Genomic DNA, 16,892 nt, shown 5'->3' with positions numbered 1-16,892 from the left:
CTTTCATCCACGTCCACGGACGTGGATTTTTTTAATGACCGTCCCGCGGCTCGAACACCGCCAAGCGCTCGATATTGGCCAGAATCGACCGTGCCTTCCCAATCAACGTCTGTGTCGTCTCAAGCGACAGCGATTGTTGATGCGCCTCCATACTTTCCCACACCTCATAGACGACAATCGACTCATCGTCGAGCGAGACGTTCACCCGGTATGCCGTACACGTCGGCTCTCGTTCCATCGCCGCAGCCGCCTCAAGCAAAATCGCGAGTAGCGTCTCGCGCTCACCCGGTACGGCCGTCAGTTTCCCAATCAATCCATAGGACATGTTCATCCCTCCTTGTTATATCGATTCGCCGCCGGCACCAGACTCTCCTTTACGTTGAATTGGCTGCGGCTATGCAACACGACCCCGACCATGACGAGCGAGATGCCGACGAGCGACAGCCCGGATGGCAGATGCGCCTGAAGGAAAATCAGCTCGCCGATGAGCGCGAACAGCACCTCGAGCGCCTGGGTCGCCTCGACCGTGGCCAGTTTCCCCATATCGTGTTTGACGAGGTCGGTCGCTTTGAAGAAGAGCACTGTCGCGACGACGCCCGATAACAGTGCGACGAGAAGCGTCTGCGTCAGTTGCGAGCTCGTTGGCGCCCCCGTCGTCAGCCCGTAGCCGAACAAGAGGAGCCAGACCGGGAGCGAGCCGATGCACATGCCGAGGATGCGCTCGAACACGTCGAGGTCGGTGTGGGCCATCATCTTCCGGTTGCCGAGCGGATAGGCGAACGCGGCAATCAACACCGGTACCACCCCAATCCACAGGAAGCGCGGCTCGAAGTCGGCGAGGAACTCGAGTTGCATCAAGACGACGCCGAACAAGATGAGTCCCGAGAAGCGGAGCGCCGTCCACGGAATCCGCTCCCGCGTCCCGTCACTCCGACGGAACAGCGGCGACAACAGCGCCCCGGCGATGATCGTCACTTGCCACGTGCCGGCGATGAGCCAAGGCGGGGCGACCTCGGCGGCGAGACAGATTGGGACATAAAACAGACCGAAGCCGACCGTCCCCCAGACGAGCCACGGCCATGGCTCATCGACGATGGCGCGGCGCACCCGCGTCATGCCACCCCGGACGGCCACGACGAGCATGAGCAGTGGAATCATGAACAGGAAGCGGAGCGAGACGCTATACGCCCAACTCCCCCCGCCGACCTGCATCGATTCATTCAAGACGAACGTGCTCGCAAAAAACAAGGCGGCGAGCACACCTAATAACAATGGACGCATACGTTCTCTCCTTTCTGAATCCCCACTTGTTCCCTATCCATCCCGCATTTCCCTGCCTCCACCAAAAAAATCAAGCAGCGCCGGCTGCTTGATTCGTCTCAATGAATATCGCGTTTTCGGAAATTCCCACCTTTGACCTCCGACACCTCGTACACGACGACGAACGCCTCGGGGTCGACTTGGTTGATGATTTCTTTCATCTTCCGCTCCTCGAGCCGGTTGATGACGCACGTGATCTCGTAATAGCACTCTTTCGAATAAGCGCCTTGAATCTGGTTGAGCGTCGCACTCCGGCCGAGCCGGTCCCGCACCGTCTCGACCATGACGTCCGGTACGCTCGTGATGATTTTGAACGTCTTCGCCCCACTGAGCCCCTCCTCGACGATATGAATCACTTTCGAGGCGATGAAGTAGGCGATGGCCGATAGGACCGCTCCTTGCAGGCCGAACACCGTCGAGACGACGATAAAGACGAACACGTTCAAGAAGAGAATCAAGTCGCTCGTCCCGAACGGCAACTTCTTCGATAACAAGACGGCCAGCATGTCAATGCCGTCGAGCGCGCCCCCGTTCCGGAGCGACAGCCCCATCCCGAGCCCGAGAATGATTCCGCCGACGACCGTGACGAGGAGCGTATCCCCATCGATGATTGTCGGGACGCGGTGCATGATGAGCGTCCCGACCGAGAGCGAGGCGATGCCGGTGACCGATAGGATGGCAAAGCTCTTCCCGATCTGCTTATAGCCGAGATAGACGAACGGGAGATTGAGAATCCCGAGGAACACGCCGAGCGGAATACCCGTCAGTTGGGAGCCGACGATGCTGATTCCGGTGACGCCTCCATCCGACACGCTGTTCGGGATTAACACCGACTCGAGGCCGTACGCCGCGATCATCCCGCCGATGATGTTCATGATGATTTGAAAGCCCATGAGCCAGGCTCGATTGTCACGTTTCATGAGTAACGTCCTCCTTTTTGATTCAACCTTCCTAGTCTAGCATAAAAAAATAGTAGAATAACATCTCTGGCATCGCTGAAAAAGTTGTGTCAGATTGTCTGCCGCTTCTGCTTCATCCCGTGTGAGGTTTGCTATACTGAAAAGAAAAAGGAGTGACCCCCGATGCAGCGTCCACCGATGCCTTCCCCGTCTCCGGAGGAAGTGCTCCGTTTGAAACGTGTCCACAACCCAATCAAACCGACCGAACTTCTCGCCAAGGGGCTACTCCTGTTAATCGGGTCGTTCATCTTCGCCATCGGTCTCGAGGCGTTCCTTGTCCCGAACCAAATCATCGACGGCGGCATCGTCGGCGTCTCGATCATCACGTCGTATTTGACGGAGACGAAGCTCGCCATCTGGCTCGTCCTGTTCAACTTGCCGTTCATCTTCTTCGGCTATCGCCAAATCGGGAAGACGTTCGCCATCGTCACGTTGATCGCCATCATGCTCATGTCCGGCTTCACGATTTTGCTTCATACAATCGAACCGTTCACGGACGACCTGCTGTTGTCGACTGTGTTCGGCGGCTTCCTGCTCGGAGCCGGCATCGGCCTCGTCATCCGGGCCGGTGGGTCGCTCGACGGGACCGAGATTTTGGCCGTGTCGTTCACGGACCGGCTCCCGTTCTCCGTCGGCGAGATCGTCATGTTCTTCAACATCTTCATCCTCGGGACGGCCGGCTTCGTCTTCAGCTGGGACCGGGCGATGTACTCGCTCATCACGTACTTCGTCGCCTTCAAAACGATCGATATCGTGCTCGAGGGGCTCGACCAGTCGAAGGCGGCGTGGATCATCACGACGGCGCCGGACGACATCGGTCAGGCCATTATGGACCGGCTCGGCCGGGGCGTGACCTACTTGCACGGTGAAGGGGCCTATACGGGCGACGGCAAGAAAGTCGTCTTCACCGTCATCAGTCGATTAGAAGAAACGAAATTGAAAGACATCCTCGACGACTATGACGAGAAGGCGTTCCTCGCCATCGGCAATATCCATGACGTCCGGGGCGGCCAGTTCAAAAAGAAAAATATCCACTAAAAAAATCGGCCCCCCGGGACCGATTTTTTGTTTATCCGATTTTTGCTTGATCGCGCCCGCTCGTCTTCGCCGCGTAAAGGGCGGCGTCGGCCCGTTCGAACACGACCGTGCCCGGCTCGGCCCCGGCGAGCGAGGCCCCGAGCGAAACCGTCATCGGGATGTGCATCCCTTCGAACGAGAACGGGGTGTCGCGGATGACCGTGACGATGTCGTCCGCGATCAACCGGACGTCACCGGCATCCTCGAGCACCATCAGAAACTCTTCCCCGCCGTAGCGCCCGACGAAGCCGTCCGGCGGACAGTTCGCCTGTAACGTTTGACCGATGTGATGAAGCGCCGCGTCACCGGCCCGATGGCCATATGTATCGTTCAACTGCTTGAACCGGTCGACATCGATGACGAACAGCGCCCAAGGGAGACCCGACATCTCGACCTCGTTCAATCGTTCGAGCGTCATATAGCGGTTCGGGAGACCCGTCAGCTCGTCAATCGTCGCCCGCTGCGTATGCAGTCGGAACATGCGCAGGTGCGTCTCAATCTGTTTCGCGACCCAGTAACACATCCAACCGCCGAGGAACGTCATGACGAAATACGGCAAGAACACGGTCGTGAACGCCTGCATCGGGACGTTACCCGCAATCCGAAACAAGACGAGCACGGCCCCGAACACGAGATAGGCCGAATACAAGTGACCGCGTCGCATCACCAGTAGATTTAACACGAGCGACAACACGAAGAACAAGCCGAGCGTGCCGAACGAGCGGATGAATTGGTCGGTCATGCCGTCGAGACCGAAGCGACCGAGAAGAGTCAGCCCCATCGTGACGGCGACCCCGACCGGTCCGGCATAGGCGCCTGAGAGCGCGAGCGGGATAATCCGGAGGTCGACCCTTGCCTCTCCGACTTGAAACGAGTTGACCGTCAACAGTACGGCCGCGAGCCCCATGGCGAGACCGAACCAGATGCGGACCGCATAAGGAGAACCTGCCTGAATCGGCAACAGCTGGCGCATGAGATACAGGGCCAGCGATAAAACGAGATAGATGATACTGACATTGATGAAAAAAATGTTGATGACTTGACCCAAGCCTTGTCCTCTCCCGCCATTTCTTTCCTCCTATCCTATCGTACAAAAGTGACACATGTCACCCTATCCAAATTTTAGGACAGCTAAAAAGCCGGAAGCTCACGCTTCCGACTTATTTTGCATCATCTGTTTCATCAAGTTGGCGCTGTCGCGGGCCGATTCGTTCTCGGCCTGCATCTGGACGTACACCTCATGGCGATGAATATCGATATGGCGCGGGGCCTCGATGCCGAGCTTGACCTGGTCGCCTTCGATGGCGAGCACGGTGAGCGTCACATCGTCCCCGATATGGATGGCCTCGCCTTGTTTTCGTTTCAATACGAGCATCAGCGCACCTCTTCTTTCTGACCGCCGAGCGGGAACCGAGCCGGGTAGACGTCATCCAAGATGACCTGCTTCCCACGCCGCTCTTTCGTCTCGATGACGATCGGGGCCTTCAAGTTGAGCGTCGAGGCGTCGAATGGATCGCGGAGCGTCACGATGGCATACACCGAGACGTGTTCCGCCTCATCGATGCCGAGCTGCTCTTTCGCGCCGTCGGTCAACTCGAACGCATAGTCCGACTTGTGCCAGAACGGGTTCGTCACGACGAAGGCGCAGGCCGGGTCGTCGATGGACTGGAGCGACCAGAACGGGAGCTCGTCGCCGTACGGGATGAGGGCGAACGTCTTCGATTCCGGGAATCCGGGAATCTCGCTGACGAACGAGATCGTCTCGTCTTCATTTACTTCGATTTTGCCAAAATAGTCTGTCTCAATGAACATGGGTTGTCCTCACTTTCAACGCGTCTCATCATACATGCCACCGACCGGCCACATCTCGAGCGATGCCTGTTGACGGAGCGAGATGTCCGTCGTCCATGGCGTGAACGAGATGTCGGCCGGGGTGAGTGATACATCAATCTGTGCCGGCGTCAGGTTCCACTCGATTTTGACATCCGCCGGCGTATACGTCAACTTCACGCGGTCGAGCGACTTCGGCATGAAGTCCATGTCGACGACCGGGTACGGGGTGCTCGTCTTCTCGGCGGCCATCGCGGCGATCGGGTTGCCGTTCTCGATGCGCATGAGCCGGTCCCCGTCCTGGGCCGTGGTCGATGTCGCTTCCCGGGCTGCCTGCTCCCCGAGCTGACCGAAGTGACGGCCGAGCTCGAGTGCTGCCTTCAAGTTGCTTTCACTGCGCGCGACCGACGAGTCGACCTCAAGCGTGCCGCCTGTCGTCTGTTGGGTCATCTCGACCTTGCCTTGCGTCATCGACACATCGGCCCGGCCTTGCCGCATCTCGAGGTGGGGCCGGTTCGACGTGATTTGGATGGCGGCCTGCGTCTGCCGCATCTCAAGCCGAGCGATATTCATCGCTTACCGGAGGAAGTCGAGGAGCGTCGGTTGGATGATACGCGCCCCGGCCGATAGTGCGGCCCGGTGCACCGTCTCGTGAGACTTGAGCTCCATGATGACTTTTTCGATGTCGATGTCCTCGTTATCGGACATGATTGTCTTGGCGATAATCTCATGTTCTTGCAGGCGGTTGTCGACGAGTTCTAACCGGTTGGCACGCGCGCCGAGTTCGGCCCGCTCCGTGATCAAGTTTTGGGCGATGACGTCGAGGTCGGCGAGCTCGTTCGAGAGCACTTCACCAGTCGTGTTCGGGTCGGCCAATTTCGAGACGAGGTCGTGCAGTCCAGCGAACACGTCGCTCCCGAACACCGTCTCCGGCTGCATATTCACTTGAACGGTGATGCCTTTCGATACTTCGAAGGCGACTTTCCCGCTCGCGGCCGGTGCCCCGCCTGGGTAGATGCTGTTGACATCCCCGTTCGGGTCGGCGAGGAACGCCTTCAAGGCGTCCATGTCGACGAGCGGTTGGTCCGTCTTCGTGCCGTTGTAAATATATTTCTCGCCTGACTTCGCGTTCGCGAGCGAGCCGAGATGTTCGATCAACTGATTGACCTCACTCTGGATGATTTGACGCTGCGACGACTCGTACGTATCGTTTGCCGCCTGTGTCGTCAATTCACGAATCCGTTTGACGGCTTCCGTCACTTCGTTCAACGTCGAATCAGTCAAGTCCATCCAGCTCGTCGCCTCGCTGACGTTGCGGCGGAACTGGTCGACCTCGCGCACCTCGGTCCGGTAGCGCATACCTTGCATAGCGACGACCGGGTCCTCGGACGCCTTCTGAATCCGTTTCCCGCTGATGAGCTGTTCCTGGACTTGGGCGAGCTTGTTATAACTGCTCGATAAATGTTTCAAGTTCGTCTGTGTGAGCATCGTCTGTGTGACTCGCATCAAGCATTACCTCCCTACGACACCCATGCCGTTGATAATTTTGTCGAGCATCTCGTCGACGGCCGTGATGTTGCGGGCCGCCGCATTATAGGCGTGTTGATATTGGATCATCATCGTCATCTCTTCGTCGAGCGACACGGCGCTCACCGCTTGGCGGCGCTGGTCTGAGCTCGCCATGAGCGCGAACGTGCTCTGGGCGAGGCGTCCGCTCTGGTCGGCGGCGACGGCCATGTTGCCGATGACGTTCTGATAGTATTTTCCGATCGACGTATCCGTCTGGACCGACCCGTCGAAGCTGAGCGTGGCCGACTTCAAGTTTGCCAAAGCGAGGGCACCGCTGCCGTCCCCGATGTTGCCGTCTTGAGAAGCGGCAATCAAATCGAGGTTGTTCATGACGGCGTCGCTCACTTTAATCGTCGCTGCGCTCGCCGTTCCTTCAAAGAAGTTCGCCGTGCCGGCGTTGCCTTTGGCGTCCATGTTTGTGCTATGGGCGGTGTTGAAGGCCGAGGCGAACTTGCCGGCCATCTCGTCCAAGTCTTTCAACATCGTCGCGTAGACGCCGTTCACGCTACCTGATTCTGGCGTGTCCGTGCCGTACATCTCGACGAGCGCTTTCCATTTGCCGTTCGGCATCGTGGCGTGCGTGAGTGCCACGTCCGCTCCGCTTGCATCGGTCATATCGAGACCGTCGAACGATCCGACCGTGCCGTTGATGCCGTCAACGAGTTTGTGGTCGACGCCATTGATCGAGACGACGATGTCGATGCGGCCCTCAGCGACTTTTTGTGAGTTACCGCGCGACTCCCCGTTCGTATAGTCGACCGGGACGCGTGTGAAGTCCATGTATTGGGCGAGTTCGTCCATATAGCGGTCACGCTCGTCATACAGTTCATTCGGAAGCACGCCTAGCGGCTCCGCATCCCCGATTTGACGGTTGACCTGACTGATTTTTGTCATCAAGTCGTTCACTTTCTTGACGACGACGTCACCTTCCGATGCCAGATCGGCCTGCACTTTTTGAAGCGAGGACGACATGTAGTTGAACGTCTCTGCGAGCGTCATCGCCCGTTGGCGCACGACACTGCGCGCGCCGGCATCATCCGGGTTGACCGACAAGTCTTGGAGCGAGGCCCAGAACAAGTCGAGCGATTTGGCGAGTCCTGTCTCGGAAGGCTCGTTAACGATATCCTCCATCCGACCGAACGCCGCCTCTTTCGTCGCGTAGTAGGCGTTCTTCACCGACTCGTCGCGGTATTGCTGGTCAATCATCAAATCGCGGATTCGGGCGAGCGTCTCACCGCGTACACCAGTCCCGAACTGCCCGGCCTTCGTTCCCCCGAAGTTGACGCTGAGTTGTTCGGTCATGCCGAGTGACAAGCGTTGGCGCGAGTAACCCGGATTCGAGGCGTTGGCGACGTTATTCCCCGTCGCCTGGAGCGCCCATTGGTGCGTCGTTAAACTGCGGCGCGCCGTTTCTAATCCCATAAATGTTGAGCCCATCAAACTTCCTCCTTATACATCCCGGCTGAACGAGCGCGTCTCGAGCGCCTGTTGACCGTACGTGAAATCATCTGCCTCTGGCATGAGCATGTCCAAATGCCATTCGATATACCGGAGCGACTGTTCGAGCAGGACGGCGTTCAGTTCATTCTGCCGTTTCAGCTCGAGGACGACCGGTCGTAACGCTTCTTTCTTTTCATCGTCCAAAACGAGCGTTCCTTGAAGTCGTTCCGCTTCTTTTTGTTTGATTTGTCGGAGAATCGTCGCCTCTTCTTTGACGAGGGCGCTAAAAGCGGGCATGTCTCCGTTGACGAGCAGTCGTTCTTTGTCATATGCCAGTTCGAGTAAACGTGTATGTAATGTGAGCATAAGTCTCTCCTTTGTCCAAAAAAAGAGCCGACTAAAGAAAGGGTGTCCCTTGTTTAGTCAGCTTCCGTGCCATCTTATTTATGCGAAGGTCTCCCTCGGACCCCGCTTTCATTCATCCTTGTAGAAAGCGTTTGGCGATGTCGCGCGCGTCCCGTGAATACGTCCCGGCGTTAATCTCCGCCTTCAAGGCGTTGATTTTTTCCAGGCGCTCCGGGTGTTTCACCGGTTCTTCAAACCGGGCGCGGGCTTCGGCCGATATCGATAATTGGTCCGTTTGGCGTGTCAGCTCGGGCTTCGTCTCAGGTTGCGTTTTCTTCTCGTAAGTGTTCGGTAAGTGTACCCACTTTGCAGAATCGATGCGCATACGTGTCCCCCCTCTTCTCAGTTGTTAATCCAAACGATAAGCGCGAACGCTCTGTTTCGTGACGCTGGCTTGTAGCCCTTTCAGTTCTTGCTGCATGTCGGTCTGACAGTCCGCGCATACCTTTCCTTGGTTCGTCGGATTGCCGCAACGCACGCAGGCGATGTTCAGTGACGGATTGTCCTTGATGATCAGGCGTCCTTCATGGATGTATCGCGTGATATCAAGTTCGGAGACGCCTGTCGCTTCGACGAGGGCTCCGATTGTCGTCTGTTTGTTGGCGGGTTCACGGATGAAGTCCCGGACTTTCAAGAAGTTTTGGAAATCGACTTCCGCGCAGGATGGGCAGTATGGCGAGCGGCTTTGTTTCATAAACAGCCGTCCGCACGTTTGACAAGTTGTTGCTTCCACAGTCATTCACCTCTGCCCTTTATATCGGACGCATTTTTAATTTGTTTAGCGTCCGGAACAGGCAAACGGCAGAAACTTGTTCCACCCCGGCCCGGCGCAAGGTGAGCGCCGCCTGATGGAGCGTCGTCCCCGTCGTATAGACGTCGTCGACGAGGACAATTTTGCCACAGCGTGGCAACTGCTGTACAGCGAACGGATTCGTACGGTGCCGCCTTTCTTCTTTCCCAAGTTCACGCTGACTCGAAACCTCGGATTTGACGAGCACCTGCTCCGTCGGTCCAATCATCCTTGCGAGCAACTCCGCCTGATTGAAACGCCGTGTCCGCATCCGCTCCTCACTGAGCGGAATCGGGACGTAGACGACACCTGGTTCTCGCGTCGCTCGCAGCACATTGCGTAGCTGTCGCGCCAGGACGACGTCGCCGCCGAACTTATAACGGTGGAGCCAATTCGCTCCCGCCTCGTCATAAGCGTAGAGCGAACGGACGGTCAAGTCGAGGCCAAGCGCGAGCCAACGGATACAGTCAGGACACGTCGCCCCGTCCGCGGTCGGGTGACCGCAGCGCGGACAACCCGCTTGGAGCGGCGTCAACATCCCCTCACAGTCGGGACAGACCCAGTCTCGCTTCAAGAGCGTCGCCGGGCTCCACGGGACGGCGAACGGTTTCCGGCAGACGAGACAGTTCATCGCCGGTTCGCCTGTTCAATCTCGCGGATGGCTTTGTCTTGGCGGAACGTGCGCTCGTCGTAAAAGAAGACGACGTCCCCGGTCGGCGCGGTCGGTTTTCGACCGGCCCGGCCCGCCATCTGGATGAGGGCGCGGGACGAGAACAAGGCGTGACTGCTGTCGAGGACGGCGACGTGCACCCCGGTCACGGTCATGCCCCGCTCCCAAATCGATGTCGCGAGCACGATTCCGTTCGTCGCCTCGAGCCAATCGAGCACGTCCGTCCGCTCGTCCGTGTCGGCCGAGACGGCCTGGTAGGCGAACCCGTTCGCCGCGAGCAGTTCCCCATAATGGACGAGGTCCGGTTTCGTCGGGACAAACAACAGGCATGGTGACGCTTCGTACTGGCGACAGAAGTCGAGGATGGCTGGCTCTGTCTCACGGATGAGCCGGGGCACGGGCAAATCGTGTCCATGATAGCGCCGGGACAGATGAACGGTCGGGAACTGGCGTTGCCAGACGGTCGGCGTCGCCGTCACGAATAAAAACAATCCTTTCCCGGCCCGGCGGAGCGTCCACCAGAGCGCGAGGTCGAAAGCGAACGGGAAGGCGTCGGACTCATCGACGAGAACGTAATCGAACACATGTCGCAAGTTCACGAGCAGCGGCGCCGTCGCGACGGTGATCATCCCGATCGTGTCCTTGTCCCCACCTCCGTAGCGTCGGGTGATCGGAACGGAGAAGGCCGCCTCGAGCCGATCGGCCCACTCGATGGTGACGTCACGTCGCGGTGAGACGATGAGGACACGCTTCCCCTCATTCACGGCGCTCGCGATGACGGGGAACGTCATCTCCGTCTTCCCGGCCCCGCAGACGGCATGGACGAGCCCGCTCGTCCGAGATGCCCACCAAGCGAGGAGCTGTCGGCTGACGTGCTGCTGGTCACCCGACAGCTCGAACGGCATGACGAGGTCGGTCGTTTCCAGCGGCGTCGTGATGTCCGTTTCGGCAAGACGGTCGCATTGACAGACGCGACCGAGGTGAAGGCAGTTACGGCAATAGCGGCACTGTCCGTGATGGCACATATAAGCACGCGTGTCCGTGCTCAGACAGCGCTGGCAGACGCCGAATCGGATGGCGGGAGTTCCTTTCGGTGCTACGATGAGTTGACCCATAACATCAATCCTTTTTCTATTGACGCTAGCATACAACCCTCACATCCACATGTCATGTTCGTCGATGGAACAGGGACGGCTAACGGAAAGACGTCCCTTCATTTCATGCTTTAGACGGAGGTGAAAGTGCAAACGACCGACTATACTAGAAATAGACCAGTTATTGGAAATGAGGCAACTATGATGTTCAAACGACCCATCCACAACATCTTGACCGGTTTAGGCATGCTCGGCGTCTTCTTTGTAGGATGGTGGGGCTGGTATGTCTTTGACGGGAGCGACAAAGCGGAGCAACGCGCAATTGAGACGGCACAGGAGTATGTCAACGTCACTTACCCGGATCTGTCTCTTCATGTATCGGACGTCATGTATTTATCACTCTACGATCCGAAATACCACGTGACGATGGCTTCTGACACAAGCGTCGATACCGAGTTCGTGGTACGAATCACCCGAGGCGGCCATGTCGTCGATGACAGCTATGAAGATGACGTCGTCTCAAAGGAAAACACATACCGACGCATCAGCGAGGCTTATGATGCTGCCGTTCAACAGTCAATCGCACCAACCTTTTCAGACCGCATCGATGTGATGACCGAATTGTCTGATTCAGCCTGGCGCGACGATGTGGCACACGGTGATGATGTCACTCACTTGCAACTCGATCAAGCCGTCGACCTCGAGTTTTACGGAGCTCGCTACGGCATCCTCTTCCTTCATGCGGAAGACGACTCCTATACATACGAAGACGTGATGGTTTTACTGCGTGACGTGAAACGTGTCGCCGACGAGAATAGGATTCCCTTCCATTCCCTCAAGCTGCAAATCACGATCGATGGCATCGAACGTTATGCGGAAGGGATTCGATACAGCGACCTCGATTCGCCTCATCTGTCGGCACGACTAAAACAACGCATGAACGACTAAAAAGGCTCATCCGGTAGTAACGGATGAACCTTTTTCTTATGCCTCTTGAACGTCAGGGCGGACGACGAGTCGTACCCGCTCCACGTGATTCTCCGTCATCTCGATGACGGTCAAGACGTAACGGTCGAACTCGAGCGTGTCTCCGACCTCGTGCGTCTCGCGGTGGACTTGGAGCCAACCGCCGAGCGTATCGATGCCTTCTGAACGTTCGAACGTGATGCCGAACCGTTCCTCGAGTTCTTCGAGCAAGACGCGTGTATCGATTTCGTACGTCGTGTCGTCGACCGTATGAATCGGGTCGACCTCGTCCTCGTCGAACTCGTCACGGATTTCCCCGACAATCTCTTCGAGCAAGTCTTCGAGCGTGATGAGACCGGCCGTCCCGCCGTATTCGTCCAAGACGATGGCGATGTGGGTCCGGGCCTCACGCATCTGTTTCAATGTATCTTCCAAAGGCGTCATTTCATGCACGACCGGAAGCTCTTTCACATAAGTGGTGAGATTGATGGACGGGCTGACCGCGAGTCCCATCAATACCTCTTTGACGTTGATGTAGCCGATCAAGTTGTCCTTGTCGCCGTCCTCCGTGATCGGGTAACGGGTGTATTGACTGTCCGCGAACGTCTCGAGCACTTCGGCCCGCGTCGCTTCGATATCAATCGCTTCGACTTTCGTCCGGGGCACCATCACGTCTTTCGTGACATGTTGGTCGAAAGAGAAGATGTTTTGCATCATCGCGAGTTCCGTCTGGTTGATTTCACCGCTTTGGAAACTTTGCGCCATGATGATCTTCAACTCTTCTTCCGAGTGCGCTTGTTCATGTCCGGCCGGTTTGACGCCGAACAATCCGAGCAACATCCGTGCCGATCCGTTCAACAACCAGATGAACGGGAACATGATCCGTCCGAACCAGAATAACGGTCGGGCGAAGATGAGCGTCATCCGTTCCGCATATTGAATCGCGAGCGTCTTCGGTGCAAGTTCCCCGATGACGACGTGTAAGAACGTCACGATCGCGAACGCGACGGCGAACGAGATAATCGATGCGAGCGACGCCGGGATATCGAACTCGTTAAACAGCGGGGTGAGCAACTGCACGACCGACGGTTCCCCGAGGAAACCGAGTCCGAGCGCCGTCACCGTGATCCCGAGCTGACATGCTGATAAGTAATAGTCGAGGTCAGACGCAACCTTTTTCGCGAGAATCGCCGACTTGTTCCCTTCCGCCACCAATTGATCAAGTCGCGACATCCGCACTTTGACGACCGCGAACTCCGATCCGACAAAGAATGCAGTGAGCGCGATCAATAGCGCCACCAACGACAATAATACCCAAATCGGGCCTTCCACTTCTCCGCCACCGCCACCGGCAGCGATTACGTGTGTAGAGTAGATCCTGTCCACATGTTCCTCGAGAAACTCGAGGGTCACCTCCATATAAATAATTTACAAGTTCACACGACTGTGTCCTCGCCTAATGAATAACCTACCATGAGAGTCCGCCTCTCGGCAACTAAAAGGAGGCGTCCGTATGGACCGCTTCCTGACACTCAGTTTTGTTTATAGAACATGATCGCCTCATACGCCCGGAGCGACAGCGTCGTCCCGTCGAGCTGCGGTATGTCGTAGTTGTGGCTGACGACATCGGCGTGCGTGAAGCCCGCCGGAATCTCATACGTCGTCTCCGGTCCGTAGAAATTCGCGACGACGAGCACTTCCTCATGTTCCGTCTTACGCGTGTACGCCCAGACGTCGAGCGCGTCTGGCGTGAGGATTGTGTAGTCCCCGTCCGTCAAGACGTCGAGCTCTTTACGGAGCGAGATCAAGTTCTTGTAGTGATAGAACACCGAGTTCGGGTCATCGAGTGCCGTCTCGACGTTCACGTCCGCGTAGTTCGGCGCCACGTTGATCCACGGTGTCCCGCTCGTGAATCCGGCGTGCGGCGTCGCGTCCCACTGCATCGGCGTCCGCGAGTTGTCCCGCGACTTTTGTTTGATGGCGGCCATCATGTCCTCATGCGACACGCCTTGTTCGCGTTTCAACTTATAGACGTTGAGCGTCTCGATATCGCGGTACTCGTCGAGCGAGTCGAAGCCCGGATTCGTCATCCCGATCTCCTCGCCTTGATAGATGTACGGCGTCCCTTGCAGGCCGTGGAGCACCGTCGCGAGCATCTTCGCGCTCTCGACGCGGTGGTCGGTGTCGTTGCCGAAGCGGCTGACGACGCGCGGCTGGTCGTGGTTGCACCAGAAGATGGCGTTCCAGCCCTTGCCGTGCATCCCTTCCTGCCACGTCGACATGATGCCTTTCAGTTGGATGAAGTCGAACGGTGCGGCGACGAACTTCTCCCCGTTCGGATAGTCGACTTTCAAGTGATGGAAGCTGAACGTCATGCTGAGTTCCCGCTCGTCCGGACTCGAATAACGGACGCAATGGTCGAGCGTCGTCGACGACATCTCGCCGACCGTGATGACGTCGTGGCCGTCGAACACTTCGCGGTTCATTTCTTTCAAATATTCATGGATGCGCGGTCCGTCCGTATAGAATTTGCGGCCGTCCGAATTGTCTTCTGGGAAGTCCTGTTGCTTCGAGATCAAGTTGATGACGTCGAGGCGGAATCCTTTGATGCCTTTGTCGCGCCAGAAGCGCATCATCTCATAGACGTCCTCGCGCATCTGCTCGTTCTCCCAGTTCAAGTCGGCCTGGGTCACGTCGAACAAGTGAAGGTAGTACTGATCGCTCGCTTCGTCATATTTCCAGGCGTTGCCGCCGAACTTCGACTCCCAGTTCGTCGGTTCGTCGCGCCAGATGTAGTAGTCGCGATACCGTTCGTCCCCGGCGAGCGACTTCTGGAACCATTCATGCTCGGTCGAGGAGTGGTTGACGACGATATCCATCATGAGCCCGATGCCACGCGCTTCGGCCTCGCGGACGAGCTCGTCGAGATCGTCCATCGTCCCGTATGATGGATCGATCGCGTAATAGTCGCTGACGTCATAGCCGTTGTCGTTTTGCGGCGACTTGTACACCGGGGTCATCCAAATGTATTCGATGCCGAGCTCGGCCAAGTAATCGAGCTTCGCCGTCACCCCTTTGATTGAGCCGGTGGCATTGCCTTCCGGGCTATAGAAGCTTTTCGGATAGATTTGATAGACGACGGATTTACGCCAGTTTGGTTGTGTCATAGATGTAGTCTCCTTTTGTAAGAGTTTTCATTTCGATAGGAAAAGGGGAAGAACCTCCGTCCCTCCCCTTGTCAGTAATCTTCTTATGCGACTTTGTTTTTCTCGATCTCGCCTTTTTTCATGTAACGTTTCGACAGGGCGAGCGTCAACACGAACGGAATGACGAGGGCAATGACCATCCCGACGATAAAGATGAGAATTTTATCGGTGAAGATCGACAGGAATCCAGGAAGACCCCCGACCCCGACAGCGAACGCTTGGACGTCGTTCAATGTGATGAACACCGCCGCGACGGCCGACCCGATCATCGCCGAGTAGAATGGGAACTTGTTCGGCAAGTTCACCCCGAACATGGCCGGCTCGGTGATCCCGAAGAATGCCGAGATCGATGACGTCGAAGCCATACTCTTTTGTTTGGCGTCGTGTTTGAACACGAGGAACATCGCGAGTGCGGCTGCACCTTGGGCGATGTTCGACAAAGCGAGCATCGGCCAGAGGAACGTCCCGTTCGTCTCCGCGATGAGCTGCAGGTCGATGGCGAGGAACAAGTGGTGCATCCCGGTAACGACGAGTGGTGCGTAGAGCAGACCGAACAGGAGTGCCCCGACGACCGGTACCGCTTCAAACACGTTGACGATTCCCGTTGCAATCAAGTTACCGAGGCCACGTGTGAGCGGTCCGACAATCGAAAGCGCAAGGAAACCAGTGATGACGATTGTCGTGATTGGCACGACGAGCAATTGAATCGCATTCGGTACATGTTTTTTCAAGAAAATCTCAATATGGCTCAAAATGAAGGCCGCGGCCAAAATCGGAAGAATCTGACCTTGGTAGCCAACTTTCTCGATCTCGAACAAGCCGAGGATATTGAACGTCGGAACGTCGCCCTCCAGCGCTGCTTGTCCGTAACCCCATGCATTCAAGAGATCCGGGTGGACGAGCAAGAGACCCATGACGATCCCGAGCACTTCGCTGCCGCCGAACCGCTTCGTCGCCGACCAACCGACGAGTGCCGGGAGGAAGACGAACGCCGTATTCGCCATCATGTTGACGAGATCCCATAACCCTTGCAGGTTCGGATATTCCTCAATCAGCGTCGCACCTTCGACGAACAGTCCTTCTGAGGCGAGCAAGTTGTTAATCCCCATCAATAGACCGGCAACGATGATGGCCGGGATGATCGGCATGAACACGTCCGAGAACACTTTGACGAGTTTCTGGAGCGGGTTCATCTTCTTGCCGCCCGACGATTTGACCTCGGCGACCGTCGCCGCTTCAAGCCCAGCGAGTTTGATGAACTCGGCGTAGACACGCTCGACGTCCCCGGCCCCGATGACGACCTGATACACACCCGAGTTTTCGAATGCGCCTTTGACGAGATCGGCTTCTTTCACTTTCGCTTCATTGACGAGCGACTGGTCTTTCAACGAAAGACGGAGCCGCGTGACACAGTGTGCCGCTTTGTCGACGTTATCCTTGCCCCCGATGGCTTCAAGGATATCCGCGGCGATTTGACGATAATCTGCCTTCATATTGTAGGCCTCCTTTGTTTGAAAGCGTTTGTTGAAAACGGTTACTTATGAGTACAAACAAAGTCTAACTTAT

Annotated in this window: 19 protein-coding genes; 2 read left to right on the top strand and 17 right to left on the bottom strand. The window is 56.9% G+C overall.

Features of this window, described 5'->3' with window-relative positions:
- Positions 1 to 31: 31 nt before the first annotated feature.
- From KNP85_RS02900 to KNP85_RS02890, 3 genes are all read right to left on the bottom strand, one after another.
- The gene (locus tag KNP85_RS02900; protein WP_214801214.1) at positions 32 to 325 is read right to left on the bottom strand and encodes a putative quinol monooxygenase; all 294 of its coding nucleotides are present in this window, start codon (positions 323 to 325) and stop codon (positions 32 to 34) included.
- 2 nt (positions 326 to 327) lie between these two features.
- Positions 328 to 1,281, bottom strand: coding sequence for a DMT family transporter (locus tag KNP85_RS02895; protein ID WP_214801212.1), 954 nt, complete (start codon positions 1,279 to 1,281; stop codon positions 328 to 330).
- Between the two features lie 98 nt (positions 1,282 to 1,379).
- Positions 1,380 to 2,240 carry a YitT family protein gene (locus KNP85_RS02890; RefSeq protein WP_058764203.1) on the bottom strand — a complete coding sequence of 287 codons (861 nt, stop codon included), beginning with the start codon at positions 2,238 to 2,240 and terminating at the stop codon, positions 1,380 to 1,382.
- Between the two features lie 162 nt (positions 2,241 to 2,402).
- On the opposite strand from KNP85_RS02890, the gene KNP85_RS02885 reads away from it, so the two are divergent.
- On the top strand, positions 2,403 to 3,317 hold the full coding sequence (locus KNP85_RS02885; protein WP_021066564.1) for a YitT family protein: 915 nt from the start codon (positions 2,403 to 2,405) through the stop codon (positions 3,315 to 3,317).
- A 31-nt stretch (positions 3,318 to 3,348) separates the two neighbouring features.
- Here the strand turns inward: KNP85_RS02885 and KNP85_RS02880 are convergent, their stop codons facing one another.
- The 11 genes from KNP85_RS02880 to KNP85_RS02830 form a co-directional block, all read right to left on the bottom strand.
- The gene (locus KNP85_RS02880) at positions 3,349 to 4,404 is read right to left on the bottom strand and encodes a GGDEF domain-containing protein (protein WP_251136189.1); all 1,056 of its coding nucleotides are present in this window, start codon (positions 4,402 to 4,404) and stop codon (positions 3,349 to 3,351) included.
- A gap of 99 nt (positions 4,405 to 4,503) precedes the next feature.
- A complete protein-coding gene (csrA, locus tag KNP85_RS02875; protein WP_214801209.1) occupies positions 4,504 to 4,731 on the bottom strand; it encodes a carbon storage regulator CsrA in 228 nt (75 codons plus the stop codon).
- Positions 4,731 to 5,168 (bottom strand): flagellar assembly protein FliW, encoded by a 438-nt coding sequence (fliW, locus tag KNP85_RS02870; protein ID WP_214801207.1) that lies wholly within the window; start codon positions 5,166 to 5,168, stop codon positions 4,731 to 4,733. The genes csrA and fliW overlap by 1 nt, the downstream gene beginning before the upstream one ends.
- 15 nt (positions 5,169 to 5,183) lie before the next feature.
- Positions 5,184 to 5,759 (bottom strand): DUF6470 family protein, encoded by a 576-nt coding sequence (locus KNP85_RS02865; RefSeq protein WP_214801205.1) that lies wholly within the window; start codon positions 5,757 to 5,759, stop codon positions 5,184 to 5,186.
- Between the two features lie 3 nt (positions 5,760 to 5,762).
- Positions 5,763 to 6,692: a flagellar hook-associated protein FlgL gene (flgL, locus tag KNP85_RS02860; protein WP_214801202.1), complete on the bottom strand. Its 930-nt coding sequence runs from the start codon at positions 6,690 to 6,692 to the stop codon at positions 5,763 to 5,765.
- A gap of 6 nt (positions 6,693 to 6,698) precedes the next feature.
- On the bottom strand, positions 6,699 to 8,192 hold the full coding sequence (gene flgK, locus KNP85_RS02855; RefSeq protein WP_131472894.1) for a flagellar hook-associated protein FlgK: 1,494 nt from the start codon (positions 8,190 to 8,192) through the stop codon (positions 6,699 to 6,701).
- Between the two features lie 12 nt (positions 8,193 to 8,204).
- Positions 8,205 to 8,561 carry a flagellar export chaperone FlgN gene (flgN, locus tag KNP85_RS02850; protein WP_214801199.1) on the bottom strand — a complete coding sequence of 119 codons (357 nt, stop codon included), beginning with the start codon at positions 8,559 to 8,561 and terminating at the stop codon, positions 8,205 to 8,207.
- Positions 8,562 to 8,673: 112 nt separating this feature from the next.
- Positions 8,674 to 8,925: a flagellar biosynthesis anti-sigma factor FlgM gene (locus KNP85_RS02845; protein WP_021066556.1), complete on the bottom strand. Its 252-nt coding sequence runs from the start codon at positions 8,923 to 8,925 to the stop codon at positions 8,674 to 8,676.
- Between the two features lie 24 nt (positions 8,926 to 8,949).
- The gene (locus KNP85_RS02840) at positions 8,950 to 9,294 is read right to left on the bottom strand and encodes a flagellar protein (RefSeq protein ID WP_051627695.1); all 345 of its coding nucleotides are present in this window, start codon (positions 9,292 to 9,294) and stop codon (positions 8,950 to 8,952) included.
- Between the two features lie 58 nt (positions 9,295 to 9,352).
- Positions 9,353 to 10,021, bottom strand: a complete 669-nt coding sequence (locus KNP85_RS02835; protein WP_214801196.1) for a ComFC family protein — start codon at positions 10,019 to 10,021, stop codon at positions 9,353 to 9,355.
- The gene (locus KNP85_RS02830; protein WP_214801193.1) at positions 10,018 to 11,175 is read right to left on the bottom strand and encodes a helicase-related protein; all 1,158 of its coding nucleotides are present in this window, start codon (positions 11,173 to 11,175) and stop codon (positions 10,018 to 10,020) included. The genes KNP85_RS02835 and KNP85_RS02830 overlap by 4 nt, the downstream gene beginning before the upstream one ends.
- Positions 11,176 to 11,358: 183 nt before the next feature.
- Between KNP85_RS02830 and KNP85_RS02825 the strand changes: the two genes are divergently transcribed.
- Positions 11,359 to 12,102 (top strand): hypothetical protein, encoded by a 744-nt coding sequence (locus KNP85_RS02825; protein ID WP_214801190.1) that lies wholly within the window; start codon positions 11,359 to 11,361, stop codon positions 12,100 to 12,102.
- Positions 12,103 to 12,138: 36 nt separating this feature from the next.
- On the opposite strand, the gene KNP85_RS02820 is transcribed toward KNP85_RS02825, so the two are convergent.
- The 3 genes from KNP85_RS02820 to treP form a co-directional block, all read right to left on the bottom strand.
- On the bottom strand, positions 12,139 to 13,452 hold the full coding sequence (locus KNP85_RS02820) for a hemolysin family protein (protein WP_214801458.1): 1,314 nt from the start codon (positions 13,450 to 13,452) through the stop codon (positions 12,139 to 12,141).
- 200 nt (positions 13,453 to 13,652) lie between these two features.
- Positions 13,653 to 15,287 (bottom strand): alpha,alpha-phosphotrehalase, encoded by a 1,635-nt coding sequence (gene treC / locus KNP85_RS02815; protein WP_214801187.1) that lies wholly within the window; start codon positions 15,285 to 15,287, stop codon positions 13,653 to 13,655.
- A gap of 83 nt (positions 15,288 to 15,370) precedes the next feature.
- Positions 15,371 to 16,819 carry a PTS system trehalose-specific EIIBC component gene (treP, locus tag KNP85_RS02810; RefSeq protein ID WP_058764222.1) on the bottom strand — a complete coding sequence of 483 codons (1,449 nt, stop codon included), beginning with the start codon at positions 16,817 to 16,819 and terminating at the stop codon, positions 15,371 to 15,373.
- Between the last annotated feature and the right edge of the window lie 73 nt (positions 16,820 to 16,892).

Origin of the sequence: Exiguobacterium sp. s194, assembly GCF_018618275.1 — a bacterium.
Classification (GTDB): domain Bacteria; phylum Bacillota; class Bacilli; order Exiguobacteriales; family Exiguobacteriaceae; genus Exiguobacterium; species Exiguobacterium chiriqhucha.
Note: the sequence above shows the minus strand (reverse complement) of the source record. Positions and strands in the feature narration are given on the sequence as shown.